This is a genomic window from Paenibacillus sp. FSL H3-0310 (assembly GCF_038002785.1).
Classification (GTDB): Bacteria; Bacillota; Bacilli; order Paenibacillales; family Paenibacillaceae; genus Paenibacillus_AQ; species Paenibacillus_AQ odorifer.
This window is the reverse complement of the sequence record NZ_JBBODC010000001.1, coordinates 2,151,913-2,169,223: the sequence shown is the minus strand read 5'-3', so window position 1 is coordinate 2,169,223 and position 17,311 is coordinate 2,151,913. Positions and strand designations below refer to the sequence as shown.

The following is a 17,311-nucleotide window of genomic DNA, read 5'->3' as shown; positions in this document are numbered from 1 at the left end:
GCAAGCTGTGAACTTCTGCGCCAGCATGCTGCTGAGCTTTTTCTTTGGCGATCGCCAGCTGCTGCTTAAGTGAATTGGTTACGTTTTCTAAATCTGGAGCACCCGTCTCAGCTGCAAAATTTTCGGTTAATGCCGACAAGCTGTCAAATGTCGCATATACACTATACGAATGCTCTGCCAGCCCGACATTGCCCGCCGCATCCTCGGCTTTCGCAGTTACACTATGAGTTCCCGCTTCCAGCGTATACGCTTTAAAATCTGCGAGCGTTGAATCACATGGCGAATAAGTGATGCCTGATACAGTATCAGCTGCACTACAGGTGATGTTTAATGTCTGCTCTATGGTATAGGAACTCTCTCCTTTAATTACCACCTGTGGTGCGGTCCGATCAATCTTCACCACAGCAGGCTTCTGCGGCTGTTCCACATTACCCTCTCTATCAACGCTCCAATAAACTAACTTATGTGTTCCTTCATTGGACAAAATAACTGAATTCCCGGTTTGCTGCTCGCCATCGTTTACTGTGAAATAGGTTGCCGCAACACCAGAGCCCGCATCTGTAGCTGTGAAGGTTACCAACGTATCCTTGTTGGTCCAACCTTGTGGCGCATCATCCGTTGTCACCGGAGCTGTTGGGTCCGCCCCTTTCACTACGCCATAAAAGCGTAATTCCGCCATGTTTCCAAACCAATTACTACTATTATAGATCCGGATATAACGATAGGCTTCTGCGTTACTAATACTTAAGGTCTGCCAATCCATCGTTTTTCCTGCAGGAGAGGAGATTGTCGTCCAGCTTGTATGATCATTCGAACCCTGAACCACAGTCCCATTGATTCGTGTAAAATAATTATCTTGCCTGGAAAGCACCTCTGCCTTGGACAGCTGGACCCTATTCCCTTCTTTAAAATCAAACGTTATAAATCCTCCATATCCACTACCATTTACCCGAAAATCCGTAATTGTGCCTGCATTTCCATCGAATAATGATCCCGCAACATTCCTGAGATCGGTTGGTGTTCTCCCACTGGAATCACTTAAATTAGTAATCGCAAGCACATTACTAATCAACTCGGTCTCATCGGGAATGTACAGAGAGGAACCATCTGTAGTTGATGTTTTTTCCGGCCCCTCGATTCCCTCCTTTGACTTGTATTTAATACTAAAGTTCACAGGTCCAGGTTGTGCGTTATTGCCCATGACCGCTTCAGCCGTCCAATTGATCTTATCGACAGTAGCAACGGTTGCGACTTGATCCTGAATATTGACATTCACTTGGTTAATTGCATCGCTTGCTTTAAAAGACAATTTCACCGTGTCCCCAGGCACAATTCGTTTCTGGATACTTTGGTCGGAGCTAATGGACACCGCATCAAGCTTTGAATTGATTGTAACATCACCATACAAACGTAGTTCAGCCATGTTTCCATACCAGTTGTTTCCATTGGTGATGCGGATATAACGATAGGGTTCTGTGCTGTTAATCGTCAACTTCTGCCATTCCGGCGAATTTCCTGCTACATTAGAGATCGTGATCCACGTCACATTGTCATTGGAGCCTTGCACCACTGTTCCATTAATTCTGCCCGCATAATCATCTTGCCTTCCGATTACTTCTACCCTAGACAGCAATGCCTGGCCGCCTTCTTTAAAGTCAAAGGTTAGATATGCACCATAACCACTGCCATTTAAACGAAAATCAGTGATGGAACCTAAATGATTATCAAATAAAACTTTTGCTGTTGCCAAAAGATCAGCCGGATTTCTTCCACTGGAATCGATTAGGTTTGCTATCTCAAGCACATTAGCGACAAGTCCCGTCTGATCTGCAATGAATAAAGTAGAACCATCTGTTGTAAAAATAGTCTCTACTGCATCCTCTCCAGCTGCCGTTTTATAATTGATCTTAAATTTCACAATACCTGATGGAACATATTCATTCACCACAAGCTTAGCTGTCCAGTTGATATTGTCCACAGAACTGACTGCAACAGGTTGACCCTGTATATGGGCCGTGGCATTATGGATCATTTCTGTAGACTTAAAGGATAATTGAATCGTATCCCCTGGTATAATTCGATTTCTTAAGCTTTGATCCGAGTGAATGGACACGGACTCTAATTGATTTACTGTCTCATACCGCTGGCCAAAGATTCTAAATTCAGCAATTTCCAGCATAGTACTCGAAGGCTTTATCATTTCCATTTTCAAAAATCGGAATTTTTCATGCTCCAGGCCTGCTTGAACCTCAAGTCTCTGCATCTCTTCAGTAACTGTTGTCAAGCCGGGGGTTAAGCGGGTCCAATTTTCTTTGTCATTCGATCCGAACATTGCAACGCCGCCAATTCTCTCCGGAAAACTAGCTCTTACCTGAAGCTCAAAGCTTTCTGCTGATATTTGAAAATCCGGTCCTAAATCCATGTAATGCGCCCGATCCTGCGCTGTATAATACCCCACAAAACTATCATTTGTGTTGTCCAGCAGGTTCGGGACAGCGTTACCAAAGGTTGAGCTAACAAACATATTCGTAAAATTAACACTTCCATCTTTCATTAATGGCGTCAATTCTTTAAGACTTTGCACTGCGAGATTCAGGTCAAATAACTTCTGATAGAAGACCTCGTCAGTGGCAGTAGTAATTACATCCATTACCTCAGCGTGCACTTGCTTATAGTGAGCTAACGTTGCCGAAATGTAAGGCACATCAACATGATAAGGAGAAATGACGGCGTTGACGGCAGATTGCCGATCATTCGCTACTACAACACTAACATCCTTGGCTGTAACCGAAGTTCCATCTGCGGCACTCACTACAAAGGAGTAGGTTCCCGCATGTGCTCCAGACCAAGAGAAAACACCTGAAGTCTCATTGAACACTGCACCCTCAGGTAACTGATCCGCTTGATAGGTAACAACATCCGTTGCACCTGCGTCTGTCGCAGAGAAATCAAATTGAATTGCAACTGTAGATCCCTCATAGGTAAATAAAGATACTGGTTCCTTTCCTGATGTAAATACTGGAGGGGTAAGCTGTGCCCCAGCTTTTAAATTAATATGGTCAATATCGACTGTTGTTCCATTTCCTTTTACATTAAAATAGACAAGATCGCTGAAGCCTTGGAACTCATTGAACTCATACTGAATATACCTCCATTGCCCCTTTGTATCAGGCAGCGTAACGGTATCGCCAAACACCTCCATGGTTGCTATGCCATTAGTCCGAATCTTAAAAGCAATGATTCGTTCGCCACTGCTTGCACCCACAAAAGCAATTTTACTGCCCTCATCTGTTGCGGTAATTTCAACGTAAGTAGTGTCTCCTTCTTGTTTTGTGGTGGAGTGACCATCAAGCTTCGTGTACCGGTCTTCCAGTTCTCTCAAATCTGGATTCGTTATCACCTTCGGCAAATTGAGCGTACCCTCGCCCTCTGCTTCTTTAGGAATGTACAGCCAATAATCCCCGCCTCCATCCGGAGACTCCCAATAGAAAGGCAATCGCTTAGCAAACATCTCGCTAAAATAAGGAGCTTCAACCTCCATATTTATTCCAGCTGTATATTTATAATAATAATAAAGGTCATAGACATTACCGCCAATTCTCCCCCTGTAACCGCCAGCCAAGTGTTTATAGATAATCGTTGGATTTCCATTTACATCTGTATGTGCCGCCACTGGAATCCATGGTGTATCATGGCCAATCATATACTGAGCAAAGTAGTCGGCAGCTTTTAAAATCCGTTGATCTAGAAATTCATACGGACCCACCGCATTTGGCGCACTAGAAACAGTCCCCTCTACCGGATTTACCTTTGTTTCCTGAGCCAATAATAAACGTGATAAAATCTCTACATTCGTTATATCCCCAGCGCCATGCGCCTGATCTCTGCCCATTTCAACATGCTGAACTACGGGTGGATTAACTTTTTCCCCTGTTACAATATTTGTATCGACCCATCTGAATAAAGCTTTTATCGCGCCATTTTGCCCCTGATCAACAGCGGTTTTATTGACGGTAAACCATTCAACTCCCTCATTGTACCTCTCTGTATTTCCTGTAAAAATATAACCTGACATAGCTCCAAGCAGCGGATAAAGATGCTGGTTCATAAAACGATCATTTGTGTGTTGGAACGTTTCAATAACCGGATTAATAAGATTATTCGTAAAATCAGCGACATCTTTTTCCGTCCATTTCAGCTCTTCAGTTTGAGCACTTGTGTACCTTAAGATTTCCGCCGCAGTAACCATTCGATTAAGTGGAATTCCTGTATGAATATGTGCATCATTAAAATACACGTATTTCTCAGGGTCCATCTGTGACCAAATCCGGATAATATGCATGGCATTGGCTCTGTAAACCTCATCACCCGATATTACATACAATAGAGCTTGTGTATAAGCCTTCAAACCATCCGCTATAAATCTTGAATTAAAGCCCTGGCTATTAAAAGCATCGCTCGCTGGTTTCAACGGATCCGCACCACTTTGATTGTTGGAAGTGACCGTCCTTGAAGCTGCCGGAGAGAGAAGCATCTGATTATAATAAGTGATCCAGGGTTCTTTTTGCGCCCGTACCTGTGTCCTAATATTCTCAAGAATATCCTTGGTCAGGCCAACACCCGGATGTTTGAATCCGCTTTCATCTATAACCTCATTAATGGTAGGTTGGTAATCCGTAATTATCGACAGCTCTGTCGATTCTACTGCGGCTCCTTCTGCCGATAAAGGCACTAGCGTTACCAACAAACTTAAGGAAACTGTGATCCTAAAAATACGTTTAAGCGATTTTCCAAAGAGTAGCTCTTTAAATGAATTCATTGTTCTCCTCCATTCATTTACATCCTCTGATTTAATGCAAATAAATACCGCTGGCAAATTCATTCACTACAAAATGTTTGTTATTCAGGTCGACAATAACCTCTCCATTAATCTGAAGATTATAAAAATAAATATCCTTCACACCTCTTTCCTCGTCATAGCCGAATATACGGGAAGGATTGATATTCTTCCCATTGTAGGTGATATCGCTAAACTCTATATTTTCGATACATCGTCCTGGCACCGGATTATAGGTTTTATTCCACACCACGCGGACATCAAACAGCTGCCCCAGTTCAAAATCCTCCACCCGGATATTTTTGAAAGTAACCTTACGTACGGTATTGTTATCCCCTGCACAGATTGCCATAACCCCCCAATAATTTTCCTGCGGCTCGTGATGCTCAAGCACATCGATATTTTCAAACCAAATATTTTCTATAAAATCGCCATTATGTTGGTGATCACCATGAATACCGACATGCATGGCATGAGCAACGTCCGCCCAGAGTATGGAATCTTTAACTGTGATATGGCGTGAGTCTCCATAATACTCTCCACGGCTGCCGTAAATGGCAATGCAATCATCAGAAGTTCTCAAGAACACATCTTTAATATCCACATTTGAGCTAGCCATCATATCAATTCCATCACACCAGCCGCGTGTACTGAAAGCTTTGAAGTTATGAATGCGGATATGCTTAGACGCTCCGATATATATACTGTAATGCGGAGGATCAAGCGTGATGATCCCTTCGATCTCAATCTGTTCAGAATGCTGGATTTGAACGCCTCTTAAATAAGTGGTTTTCTCCATATCCGCTAAATACAGAACACCTCTGCCGCGAACAACAACATTCTCAGCATGGTCAATCATTATGGATCCGCAAAGGATCGCGCCTCCGGCAATATAAACTGTGGTCCCAGAAGGGATATGCAGCATTGGATTCTCGAATTGATGAAGCCCGGGCATAAAATATATCGTCTGACGCTCCCCATTAGCCCTTTCTGACAAATGCTGAGCTTGTTCTTCGATAGCCGCAAATTGATGTATTCCTGGTTGGACAAGCACTACATTATCATCGTCAAGTTTAGGTGGGGCTGTCTCCAAGGGGTTGGCAAAAAGATGCAAGTTACTAAAACGTTCTCGATTGATTTCAATGGAAAGCTTACACGGGTGCTCCAATGTGAACAAAAGGGTATTCTCTTCGATTTGAAAGGGAATATGGGTTGCCAAAGGGCGAATAACCGCTTGTTCAATCTGCCGGTTATTACAATGAACAGAGACCTCCACCGTGCCTTCCATATCAAAATAAACCATCGATGTCGATCGAACCTGATGCATATCCACCTTTGCTTCAAAAACAAACAGTGCTTGCCATAACCCACCAGGCTCTCGTACACTCACTGTAAAATCGTCTTTCCCCAGGGCTTCATTCGGCTGCTCATAAATAATTAATTCGCTCATTTCTACCTCCGTTATCTTAGAATCAACTCACTTAAGGGTTTAATAAATAGGCTGGAGCAAGCTTTTGCTCCAGCCTATCATCCAGTACTAATCAGCGAACGCTGCTATTTACGATCTGCCAGCACTTTATTTACCTCATCCGTTACTTCCTGACCTCCGGCCTTTAGCCAGCTATCCTTGAAATTATCAAAATCTTTACCCGTGTTCGCTTCTCCTGTAATTGCTTTGATAACAAACGTATCTTGCAACGTCTTCAGATTGCCCCAATACTTGGGTTTGCTTGTTAATACCGCTGGTCCCAGTACATCTAGCAATGGTGTAACACCTGGAGTGATCTTGTCTCTCAAATCTAGCAATTCTTGTTTTACCGTATGTTTTTCCATTGAAGTGTCTGTGGAGCTAAGTGGATTATAGAAATTGCCCGCTCCCATCTTCGGAGCACTAACCTCTTCATCCGCTTTTGGAATGGCAAGGTCCCCTTCCATATCATAGCTCACACCCAATTGACCGAAACCTGTCAGCAGAAAACCTTCGGAATCCGTAGACACATATTCGAGAATTTCCATAATCTTATGACGTTTCTTCTCATCCTTTTCGAGTTGAACACCGAACAATACCGGTGCCTGTCTTGCACCATACGCGAAAGAATAAGCAACGCCATCTGGAGCTGTAAACGGCTTGCCAGGCACGAATATTTGACCTTTCTCTAGACCAGGTTTTGCGACAAACCCAGATTCTTTATAAAAATTGCCCCACTTCCCGTTATCAACCATACCCACTTTTTGATCAGCAAATTTAATATTGATTTCGTTATTATCACTAGTTATGAATTCAGGATCAATCAGACCTGCTTTGTACCATTTGCTCAATAACGCCAATGCTGATCGCGTCTCTTCTGTAATGCCTCCATAAACTACGTTCCCGGAAGCATCCTTTTTGAACTGATAAGGGGAAACAGCAAATGCTGAGAAGACACTTGTGAACAATTGCTCTGGAAGCTTGCCGCGGCCGATTAAACCGTAAGTATCCTTCTTCCCATTTTTGTCCGGATCTTCATTAACAAATTTGGTGAGTACATCCTCAAGCTCTTCCAATGTCTTGGGTGGTTCTGAGTAGCCAATATTTTTCAGCCAGGCTTCATTATAGCCCGGAATAAATCCATCAAGACCACCTGGCCAAATTTTCGGGATCCCCCAGTTTTTTTCGTTGTATAAGCCTACGCCCCATGCCCCGGAATCAACCGAATCCAATGCTGCTGCATATTTCGGCATCAGGGATTCAATTTCAGCCTTATCAATCGTCGCAATAATCCCTTGATCTGCCCATTGCACCATATCCGTTTCATTTGCATCGACCGGGAAGATATCAGGAATATCTCCAGAAGCAAGAAGCACCGAAAATTGTTCTTTCCAAGTTCCACGTTCCAATTTAATATTTTTGATTTTTACATTAAATTTCTTCTCGAGCTCGGTTTGCACATAGTTACCGTCTTCTTCTGGCGTATTAAAGTTGTTCGCCCAAATAATTTCAATCGGAGCTTCAGCTGCTGATGTTCCCCCTTGACCTTGGTTCGTCGGCTTCGTTTCGTTAGTGTTATTATTCGCCACATTCCCGCCGCAACCGCTCATGACAAGTGAAGCCGATAGGGCTATCGCAGCAATTTCCAACCATTTCTTGGATGTATGCCTCATATTCTTTTATTTCCTCCCTTTTCTAGTTCATCTATATATTTAGACAGCCCGCGGATATAGCGGACTGTTTAAACCGTTCTGAGCCTCCTAACCCTTAAGTGATCCAACCATAATTCCTTTGACGAAGAAACGTTGCAGGAATGGATAAATCATTAATATAGGTAGCGCTGTAAACATAATAATCGCCGCTTTGACCATTTCAGGAGCCTGCTCATTGGTAGGAAGTGGTAACATCGGATCTCCTTCGGCCGAAATAACTAGCCGTCTTAAGAAGAGCTGCAGTACAATCTTTGATTGATCCTGCATATATAACATTGCATCAAACCAAGCGTTCCAGTGCCCTACTGCAGTCCATAGGGCTAACGTTGCTAGAACAGGCTTCGACAGTGGAATAACAATCGTAAATAAGATCCGCATATCATTAGCCCCATCTATTTTAGCTGAATCCTCCAGTTCCTCCGGTATACCCATAAAGAAATTTCGCAGGAGCAGAAGATTAAACGTGCTGAGCAGGCCGGGGACAATATAAACCCATAACGAATTTATAAGTCCCAGACTTTTGATTAGCAGATAGGTAGGGATAAGCCCGCCGCCAAAAAACATCGTTACGACAATGAACATTGTATAAAATCCCCGGTGCGGCAAATATTTACGAGATAGCGGATATGCTCCCAGTGACAGAAACACGAGTGTCAGAACTGTTCCTACAACTGTGCGGAAAACCGTATTCCCCATCGTTTGCCAGACCGTATCTGTTGTCAGTACACGCTTCCAAGCAAAGAAGGAAACTTCTTTGGGATAGAAATGAATTCCCGGCCGTAGTGCTTCCGCAGGGGTGCTAAACGATATAGAGAGCACATGCAAGAAGGGATAAATCATCGTAATACAAAGAACGATTACAAATAGGATTAGAAAGACTTGGAATACTTTTTCACCAGTGGATAGCTTCAATTGTAGTTACTCCTTCCTTACATACATTCATTAATAAAGACCTTCCTGCCCCATTTTTTTCGTTATGAAGTTAGCAAATAACACCAGGATAAGACCCACCACATTTTTAAATAATCCAACAGCCGTCGTTAGACTGAACTGAAAGTTTTGCAGACCTATCCGGTACACATAAGTATCTAACGTATCCGCCACCCCATATACAGCTGGTGAATAAAGTGTTAAGACTTGATCGAAGCCAGCATCCAGCACACTCCCTACCCGAAGAATAAGCAGAATAGCAATCACCGGCAGGATCGAAGGAATGGTGATAAATAACGTTTGTTTCCAGCGATTGGCTCCGTCCAGAACTGCAGCTTCGTACATTTGGGAATCGATGCTTGCTAATGCAGCTAAGTATATAATCGTTCCCCAGCCGATTTCCTTCCATATTCCTGACATAACGAGCGTAAAGCGGAAATATTTCTCGCTGCCTAAAAAGTAAATGGGATCAAAGCCGAGCCACTGAATAATATAATTGACCACACCGGAATTCGGAGATAACAAAGTGATCAATATCCCCCCTATAACGATCCAGGATAAGAAATGGGGTAAATAGGATATCGTCTGTGCAACCTTCTTGAAGAAGGAAAACCTAAGTTCGTTAAATAACAGAGCCAATATGATCGGTGCAGGAAAACCAAAAATAATATGGTAAAAACTGATAATAAGCGTGTTCTTAATGATTTTCCAAAAGTCGGGTGAAGCTGTGAACAAGTATTCGAAATGCTTTAAACCGACCCAAGGACTTCCCCAAATTCCATCACGAATAAAATAATCTTTAAAGGCCAGTTGAATGCCATACATCGGGCCATAAGCAAATACGGTATACCAGATGATCACGGGAGCTAGTAATAAGAATAAATATTTGTTTTTTTTGTATTGGCGCCAAGTATGTGTCCACCTCGAGACTTTCGGCTTAAGATTCTCTCCCTGTTTTTGAATGCCAGCAGTGCTTGCCGGGTTCATAGTTGTTTTCTCCTTCCGAATACGATTTTGCGTTAAGACTGTGTCTGAACACCCCTTACGTTAGGGCATTGTAAGCGCTTTTTCTATTGTAAATTCATTAAAATCAGTAAATTATCTTCGTATTGGGGCTATAATTTTTCGAACAAAAGAAAAGACAATCGCGAGACGATTGCCTTTTCCACATGGATTGGAGAATTATGCACTTGAATGGTTCGAATGGTTTGCATTGCCTGCGTTCCTATACTGGACCGGTGTAACTCCGTAACGTGTTTTGAATTTGTTGTGAAAATATTGCGGGTTACGATAACCCACCTGAGCAGAAATCTCAGCCACGGACAGCTGCTTTTTTTCTCTTAATAAATCAGCCGCCTTCTCCAACCGCACTCGGGTTACATATTCAGTGAACGATTCATTCATAACGGTTCCGAACAAGGTAGAAATATACGATGGCGCCAACGAAGCAACCTCAGATAATTTATTTAGCGATAAATCCTCTTGAATATTATCATCGATAAAGATTTTTAATTTATGAATGATCTCTGTATGTGCGTGGTTTCCTGACTCTTGAATATAAGCTGTAATTTGTGCCGATAAATCACGAATGGAATCAAGGGTTTCGGCCAACGTCTCCTTTTTGAACTCATCGAACAGACTGGAAGGCGAAACGATTTGTTGCAGATCAAGCTCAATAATGGTCTGATACAGGACCGTAACCAACTGAAGCAGGCCTAACTCAACCGTCTCCAATTGGACATCACCTTTCTCCATGACCCTTTGGAAATCGTCCATAAACCTGTTCATCGTAACGTCATTGCCCGCCTTTAAGGCGTTTTTATAAAGATCAAAAGAGAATAAGTGTGGTGTACCATCGTTAAGCGGGATATGTGAATACCGCGCAATAGCTTCCGAACCATAGATAAACCGATATCGATAGGCATGTAAGGCATTTTGATACGAAAAGGGGATTTCTTCAGGTGCCTGAACCTTCGATCCAAGCGCTGCTCCAAAGTGTAGTTGCTCAGGCAACACATTTTTTATAAGCTCCAGTTCCTTCAATAATAAAAGCTCCAGCTCTTCGTGATCCTTATTCAACTCACTGAAATAGATAAGCGCCGCTTCCTGGGTATTTAAGCTGATAAATTTATAAAAGCTATAGGCAGCATGCTGTTCATAAAAAGCCCTGAATTCCTCGCAATCTCCCTTAGTTATACGAATATAGCTAGTCATGTAATGACATTGCAAAGGTAAATAATCGTAGTAATCCGAGCCAACGCCTGCACCTAATACCAGATTTTTTAGTTCATTCACTTTAGCTTTAGATTCTAAGGTTTCGATTTTTTGACCTAGCTTTGAGATTGTACTACCAATAATAGCGAATTCATTTTGCGAATAGTTTACGGTGCCTGGATGATAAAAGCTGCGAACATTGTTAACAAGCTTCTTCATCGGAACATATACACGTTTGGAAATCAAATAAGCGAATAGAAGCCCAATTAACAATACCAGGATACAGCTGACAAATATTTGGCTCTTCAGCTGCTTTGATGAGGATACAAATGAATTCATAGGCCGTATTAATACGTATTTCCATTGATTATTCGAGGTTTGGTCATTTTTAAAAGACAACACATATTTGTCGCGTTTATTATAATGAATTTCCTTATTATCCCCTGCTGACTCCATCCATTGCTTAGCAGTCTTAAGCCCCTCTTCGACGTTCGAGCCCGTATGGATAATAGGGCTGCCCTTTTCATCAAAAGCATATAGCTTTTCCATCGGCGAGCTCATCGTGCTGGAAATCATTTTATTGATGTATTCTAAGCTAACGTCAATGTACATGGTGCCGGTTGATGTTTTTGATAAAGCACCATAGGGAAGGGCGATTGCGTAAGTCAACACCTCTTCTTCATCCGATAACGTTCTATATGTCCAGCGGTTTAAGGCTGGTGTCACTGAAGTTTTCAAGAAGAAAGCATCTGGAGAATTGTCCAGCTTCGAATAAAATTGGCTGTTATCGATGATATAATTTCCTTTCTCGAAGTATGTGGATATTTTGTAAACGCCTTCATTAGTAAGCTTGAAAATTTCGAGATCCTTGCGAAAAGCTAATATTCTGCTCGTATTGCCTTCCCATTCACTATCCAGTAAATAATTCAGCATAGATTGATTCTCTAACGACAAGGTAGACACTGCACGGTTGCGGATACTGTTTTCGTATTTTTGCAGCAGCGTATTCTCCACAAAATCACTTGAAGTCATCAGTCGTTGCTTACTGTCTCTGGCAATCTCATCCACCATTAAGCGATTAGCCTGAACATACAGATAACTGCCCACAAGTCCGATTAAAACAACGGCTAATAATGTGAATGAAAAAATCAGATGGGTAAACCATGTGCCTCCATTTCTTAATCTGCCGCCGATCTTCATCACAAGCCCCCCTTTAGTTCATAACCCTATCTCTGTAACTTTCTAAATTGAAAGCATTTATAATTAAAGATACTAAAATGCACCAACTTTAGCCATTATAAAATCTTCTGTTTAAAGATAACGCATCTTATAAAACCGAAAAAAACAGGCTTCCCCGAAATTAATCGCTGGAAACCTGTTTATTAACCTATACAAAACATCTATCGCGACAAAGAAAGTAACTTCAATGCCCCCGCTCCCTTTTTGAATATTCCTTCACCCATGCAATCCATTCTAACCTGTGCGTATACATAAGGATCACAAAGCTCCCAAACCATACCCACAGGATAGGAGCAGACCACTTACTGATGCACAAATAAACAAAAAGGAGCAGCATTCCGCTAACCACTTGCACACCATCCGAGACAGGTGAATTCCCTCTGCTTTTGTACCCGCTGCCGAGCACTTTCAACACTGCCAGGATAACTGCTAATGCTAAAGAGGCCTTGAATCCTGTCAACGCGCTCCATACCCCAAAGGTTACGGCGATCGCCTTCCCTCCTTTTCCTTTAAGAAATGGAGAGAAGGCATGACCGGCAATAGAAGCTAAGGCTAGCGGAATAATGAAATAACCCTGACTATAATGACTTTCCATTACCCATAAAAGAGGCAAATATCCTTTTAAAAAATCCAACAACACCCCAAAAATTCCGAATTTATAGCCAGATGACTTCCATAGATTCAAAGCCCCCGGATTACCGTCGCCAATGTCTTTCAAGTTCTTTTTACGCGCAAGACCAAGCCAATAGGAAAACATAAGAGATCCCGACAAAAATAAACCCGCGACCCACAATATGATCATTAGTCCCTAGGGCCTCCCACCTGGATCTGCCTTCCTTTCCAGCTTACATGCCTCAGAAAAACAACCTGATAAATCGAATACAGCATGATCAAGATAAAGAAAACAGTTGCCACCACGTGAAATACAGGAATAACGATGCCAAATACACCTACATATTTTATAAAATAAAAGAGCTGGAACATATAAAGGAGATAACCGATCAATAAAGGCATAAACCATGTAGTATTCGCAAAAATAAACACAGTTTCTGAGATGATGAGTCCGATCACCCAAAGCGCGATTGGAATAATTGTCCGCGGGCTTATCGTTGAGGTGCTTAAGACAGCCCCTTTACTGAAGCCTTCAATCTCACTTTTTATCCCCTTCGGATACATACGAAAAGATACTAAGCCATAACCGATAAAATTTCTAATGGGAACACCTGCAGCGATAAACTTCTCTCCTAAAGACAAATCATCCAGCACTTCAGATCTAATGCTTTGATGGCCATTAACTTTTTCATAATCCTGCCTTAAAGCTAGAATACACGAACCGTATAATCCTTTTTTAGCGTTATTCTTTTCAAAAACAGAGGTGAATGTGAAGATCCCCAGCATATTCATGATTAAGGCAAGTTTCTCAAACAGCTTTTCTGTATGATGAAAAGGAACTACCGAAATGACACCTTTCGATAGCTCCCTTGCTTTTAATAATGAGGCCAGAGCGTTAGGCTTTAACCGGATATCTGCATCCAGAAAAGCAAAAATATCGCCCGAGGCTTGTAAATACCCATTCCAGATTGCCCAGCTCTTGCCCGTCCATCCCTCAGGGAGACTGCTGTTGGCAATAACCTTAACTCCATAGCTTTCGGCAATTCCCTTGGTCCGATCCTCCGAGAAATCATCCACAACAATAATTTCATAGGGGGTAATGGTTTGGAGCTGGAGTGAGTCGAGCAGAAAACGCAAATTGTATTCTTCATTTCTTGCGGGGATAATGATGGACAATTTCTCCGGTCCTTGAAAATGTTCGTGATCGGCGGCCAATATATTCTTTCTAAACAATATAAAACCGGAGAGACATCCAACACCTATAATAATTAACAACCACATTTACAGCTCCCCCCTCCTATAGCTATATATATGAAGGGTTAGTCCGTAATATATTCAATTCAAATTTAACCGACATTTACTTTTGCTGAGTATTGATTAAGCTTTTCTGTACACAACAGCATAACGATGGCGAAAAAAACGATCATCGCAGGAAAAATACCCAGCGTGAATTTCGAAGCTAATAAGCCGATAAAAGGCGGCATCAGCGTGGTGCCGGTATAAGCTGTTGCCATCTGAAAGCCCATAATCGACTGAGCATGTTTCTTCCCGAATCGTACAGGGGTTTCATGTAGCATACACGGAAAAATAGGGGCTAACCCTAAACCTATAATCATAAATCCTACAAGTGAAACTATAGTTGGAAGCGGCAATACTAACAGCACCGTACCGATTAAAGCAATGAGCTGGCCATATCGAATTAGCTGTTTATTACTCATTTTAAAAGTAATGAAACCCGTCACCATTCTACCAAAGGTAATCCCTAGATAAAAAAATGATACCCATGTCGCTGCAGTTGATGCAGGAATGTCTTTAATGTTTACAAGAAAGCTGCTCCCCCATAAGCCCATACTCGTTTCGATGGCAGAATAAAATAAAAAGGTTAACATTGCTAGCTTTACCCCTCTTAATTTCCATGGTTTTGTGTTCTCTGCGGCATACTCTAGCTCCGGATGATTGAACTCAGGATCACTTTCAGCATTCGGGTGGTTATTGCTCCCAGCCACTCTATCCCATAAAGGCAGTGTAACGAATAAAATAATGACTAAGCTCAATTGTATGTAAGCAACCGTAAGATAACCTTGCCGCCATAGACCTTCTCCAGAGATAAAAGAGCCCATAATAATAGGACCCAGCGTGGCGCCCACTCCCCAGAAACAGTGTAACCAACTCATATGATGGGCTTTATAATGCGTAGCCACATAACTATTTAATCCGGCATCTACAGATCCCGCACCTAAACCAAGTGGAATTGCAGCAATAATTAACCAGACTAACGAAGGTGACCCTGCAAAACCAAGCAACGCTACAGCAGTCATGATACAGCTAATAAGAGTCACTTTCCCTGTACCAAAACGTTTAAGGATAACACCACTCATTAAACTGGACACAATTGTCCCTACTGCAATAACCATCGAAAGAATTCCAGCAGTACCTAATGAAGCATTTAAGTCCATTCTCATCACTGGCCAAGCGGAGCCAAGCAATGAATCCGGCAAGCCTAAACTAATAAATGCTAAATAAATAATAATAAGAAAAAAAGTTGCCATAGTTATCTCCTTAATTGTTCTCATCTATTTGTTGTGAAACTAATAAGCCTAATCCAAGACTTTGTAATCCATTCAGATAATCACGTTTCAAGTTACTTACCGCTATCGCTGGAAGATGCTCCTTCGGAACGTATGTTGCACTCCGTTCATAGATTTGATTAAGCATGGCTGGAGCTAATTCATCCTCACAAAAAATAATATAATGCGGATTCAAAATAGAAGTCATAGTAGCCACTAATCGACTAATCGCATCCACACTATGATTCGATTGCATATTTGATCCACCAGGATCTCCAGTTAATGCCTCTATGAAATTTTTATGATCATACTGTGGCAAAAATTGAACTTCTCCTGAAAAAAACGTCTTTCCTCGCACGATTTCACCATTGACCGCGATCCCAGCCCCCGGACCATTTTTCCCTAAATACAGATACATTAGAGATATATTCTCTTTCAAATTTTGTTGCGTCATATAGCCAATTACAGCGGCATTCATATCATTTTCCACGATTGTCGGAATAGATAGTTGATCTTCTATGTGTCTTTTCAAATCTAAATTCTGATATTTCTCATAACCCGGAATCAGAAAAATCTGCCCATGATTCACCGCACCTGGAACTCCAATAGCCACAGAATGGATTTTAGGATTGGCCTTTTTTTCATTTTCAATAAGCATGACCAGTTTACTAACATCTTCCTCAAGAATACTGGGCAAACTCTCTTCTTTGATTACCTCCCCAATGCAATTATAGATGGTATAATTGGTTTCATTTTTTTCCAAAAAAATAGCCATCCCTAACCGATAATTCGGATTATAGGTGTATCTTATTGCCCTTCTTCCCCCACTTGACTCATCCAGACCGCTGACCGTTATTTCCCCTGCCTCTTCCATCTGCATTAGAAATTTACTTATCGTTGGGAAACTGTATTGCAATTTATGGCTTAACTCTGCCTTCGTTGCTTTTCCTAGTTCTAATAATGCTGTTCGAATATTTCGGATAATTTCAGATTTCATTTGCTGTGAAGGAAGTCGTTTCTCACTCGCCATGGCTCTCCCACCCTCCCACCTATAGTCATACTGACTTATTAAACGCGTTTAATAAGTCAGTATGACTATAGCAGCAATTAAACCTACCGACAAGTTAATTCTTGAATCAAGTTTCTTCCGTAGGTGCCAGAATGAAATAAGGAGGCGTATAGCCCCCCTAATCCCTAGCATTAATCATTATCAAAATCAAAGCCTTTGCAGGATTCGTTCCCACCTTCCAGGATGACTATCGTCTAAGTACACCGGCTGAAATCCTAATTTCAAATAAATACGGATGGCGGGCAATCTGAAATCATCGGTTTCTAAAGAGGCTGCCGCTCCACCTGATTCTCTTATTTTGTACAAAACAGCAAGACTTACAGCATAACCGAGGCCTTTGCCAGAATATTCCGGAAGCACTCCAACCATATGCAAGTACCAACTCTTAGGGTCTCCACTGCCTAATTCCCAGGCCGTAGCTGTCGCTACAGGCTGATCCCCGCGGCAAATGAACAACAAGCGATCCGAATACAAGGGTACATGATCACTGATTTTATCTACGAATTTAACTTCTCTCGTAAAAGAATGACGGATAAGATCCTCCCAATTTCGCTCGTCCTCCGGCTGGAAAGACGTAAGCCGATACCCAGCGGGGCAATGAAAAGCAGGCAAGTCGGACAGCATTTCTTTTTTCATTACAAGTTTGGAAAGCGCCTGTTCCAC

General features: G+C 42.0%; 10 protein-coding genes and 1 pseudogene. All 11 read right to left on the bottom strand.

Translation table 11 applies throughout. From position 1 onward, the window contains the following. Positions 1 to 418: 418 nt before the first annotated feature. Positions 419 to 3,202, bottom strand: a pseudogene (locus MHH63_RS09760) (discoidin domain-containing protein); the annotation flags it as partial. Positions 3,203 to 4,850: 1,648 nt separating this feature from the next. Next, positions 4,851 to 6,287 (bottom strand): glycosyl hydrolase family 28 protein, encoded by a 1,437-nt coding sequence (locus MHH63_RS09755; RefSeq protein WP_341171446.1) that lies wholly within the window; start codon positions 6,285 to 6,287, stop codon positions 4,851 to 4,853. Between the two features lie 104 nt (positions 6,288 to 6,391). Further along, positions 6,392 to 7,978 (bottom strand): extracellular solute-binding protein, encoded by a 1,587-nt coding sequence (locus MHH63_RS09750; RefSeq protein ID WP_076182453.1) that lies wholly within the window; start codon positions 7,976 to 7,978, stop codon positions 6,392 to 6,394. An 87-nt stretch (positions 7,979 to 8,065) separates the two neighbouring features. Continuing rightward, complete coding sequence (locus MHH63_RS09745) at positions 8,066 to 8,929, bottom strand: carbohydrate ABC transporter permease (protein ID WP_248548802.1); 864 nt, start codon at positions 8,927 to 8,929, stop codon at positions 8,066 to 8,068. Between the two features lie 30 nt (positions 8,930 to 8,959). Next, a complete protein-coding gene (locus MHH63_RS09740; RefSeq protein ID WP_076129849.1) occupies positions 8,960 to 9,934 on the bottom strand; it encodes an ABC transporter permease in 975 nt (324 codons plus the stop codon). Between the two features lie 195 nt (positions 9,935 to 10,129). Beyond that, a complete protein-coding gene (locus tag MHH63_RS09735) occupies positions 10,130 to 12,361 on the bottom strand; it encodes an AraC family transcriptional regulator (protein WP_341171445.1) in 2,232 nt (743 codons plus the stop codon). Positions 12,362 to 12,584: 223 nt separating this feature from the next. Beyond that, positions 12,585 to 13,202 (bottom strand): glycerol-3-phosphate acyltransferase, encoded by a 618-nt coding sequence (locus tag MHH63_RS09730; protein ID WP_341171444.1) that lies wholly within the window; start codon positions 13,200 to 13,202, stop codon positions 12,585 to 12,587. After that, positions 13,202 to 14,293 carry a glycosyltransferase gene (locus tag MHH63_RS09725; RefSeq protein ID WP_341171443.1) on the bottom strand — a complete coding sequence of 364 codons (1,092 nt, stop codon included), beginning with the start codon at positions 14,291 to 14,293 and terminating at the stop codon, positions 13,202 to 13,204. Before MHH63_RS09725 ends, MHH63_RS09730 begins: the two co-directional genes overlap by 1 nt. 65 nt (positions 14,294 to 14,358) lie before the next feature. Further along, complete coding sequence (locus MHH63_RS09720) at positions 14,359 to 15,561, bottom strand: MFS transporter (protein WP_076190985.1); 1,203 nt, start codon at positions 15,559 to 15,561, stop codon at positions 14,359 to 14,361. Between the two features lie 10 nt (positions 15,562 to 15,571). After that, positions 15,572 to 16,609 (bottom strand): ROK family transcriptional regulator, encoded by a 1,038-nt coding sequence (locus tag MHH63_RS09715; protein ID WP_076307745.1) that lies wholly within the window; start codon positions 16,607 to 16,609, stop codon positions 15,572 to 15,574. Between the two features lie 186 nt (positions 16,610 to 16,795). Beyond that, positions 16,796 to 17,311, bottom strand: coding sequence for a GNAT family N-acetyltransferase (locus MHH63_RS09710; protein ID WP_076307744.1), 516 nt, complete (start codon positions 17,309 to 17,311; stop codon positions 16,796 to 16,798).

Excerpts from the sequence above, each read along its gene's own strand:
- MHH63_RS09720 (WP_076190985.1), bottom strand. The coding sequence starts at position 15,561 with ATGGCAACTTTTTTTCTTATTATTATTTATTTAGCATTTATTAGTTTA.
- MHH63_RS09740 (WP_076129849.1), bottom strand. The coding sequence starts at position 9,934 with ATGAACCCGGCAAGCACTGCTGGCATTCAAAAACAGGGAGAGAATCTT.
- MHH63_RS09715 (WP_076307745.1), bottom strand. The coding sequence starts at position 16,609 with ATGGCGAGTGAGAAACGACTTCCTTCACAGCAAATGAAATCTGAAATT.
- MHH63_RS09755 (WP_341171446.1), bottom strand. The coding sequence starts at position 6,287 with ATGAGCGAATTAATTATTTATGAGCAGCCGAATGAAGCCCTGGGGAAA.
- MHH63_RS09730 (WP_341171444.1), bottom strand. The coding sequence starts at position 13,202 with ATGATCATATTGTGGGTCGCGGGTTTATTTTTGTCGGGATCTCTTATG.
- MHH63_RS09750 (WP_076182453.1), bottom strand. The coding sequence starts at position 7,978 with ATGAGGCATACATCCAAGAAATGGTTGGAAATTGCTGCGATAGCCCTA.
- MHH63_RS09735 (WP_341171445.1), bottom strand. The coding sequence starts at position 12,361 with ATGAAGATCGGCGGCAGATTAAGAAATGGAGGCACATGGTTTACCCAT.
- MHH63_RS09725 (WP_341171443.1), bottom strand. The coding sequence starts at position 14,293 with ATGTGGTTGTTAATTATTATAGGTGTTGGATGTCTCTCCGGTTTTATA.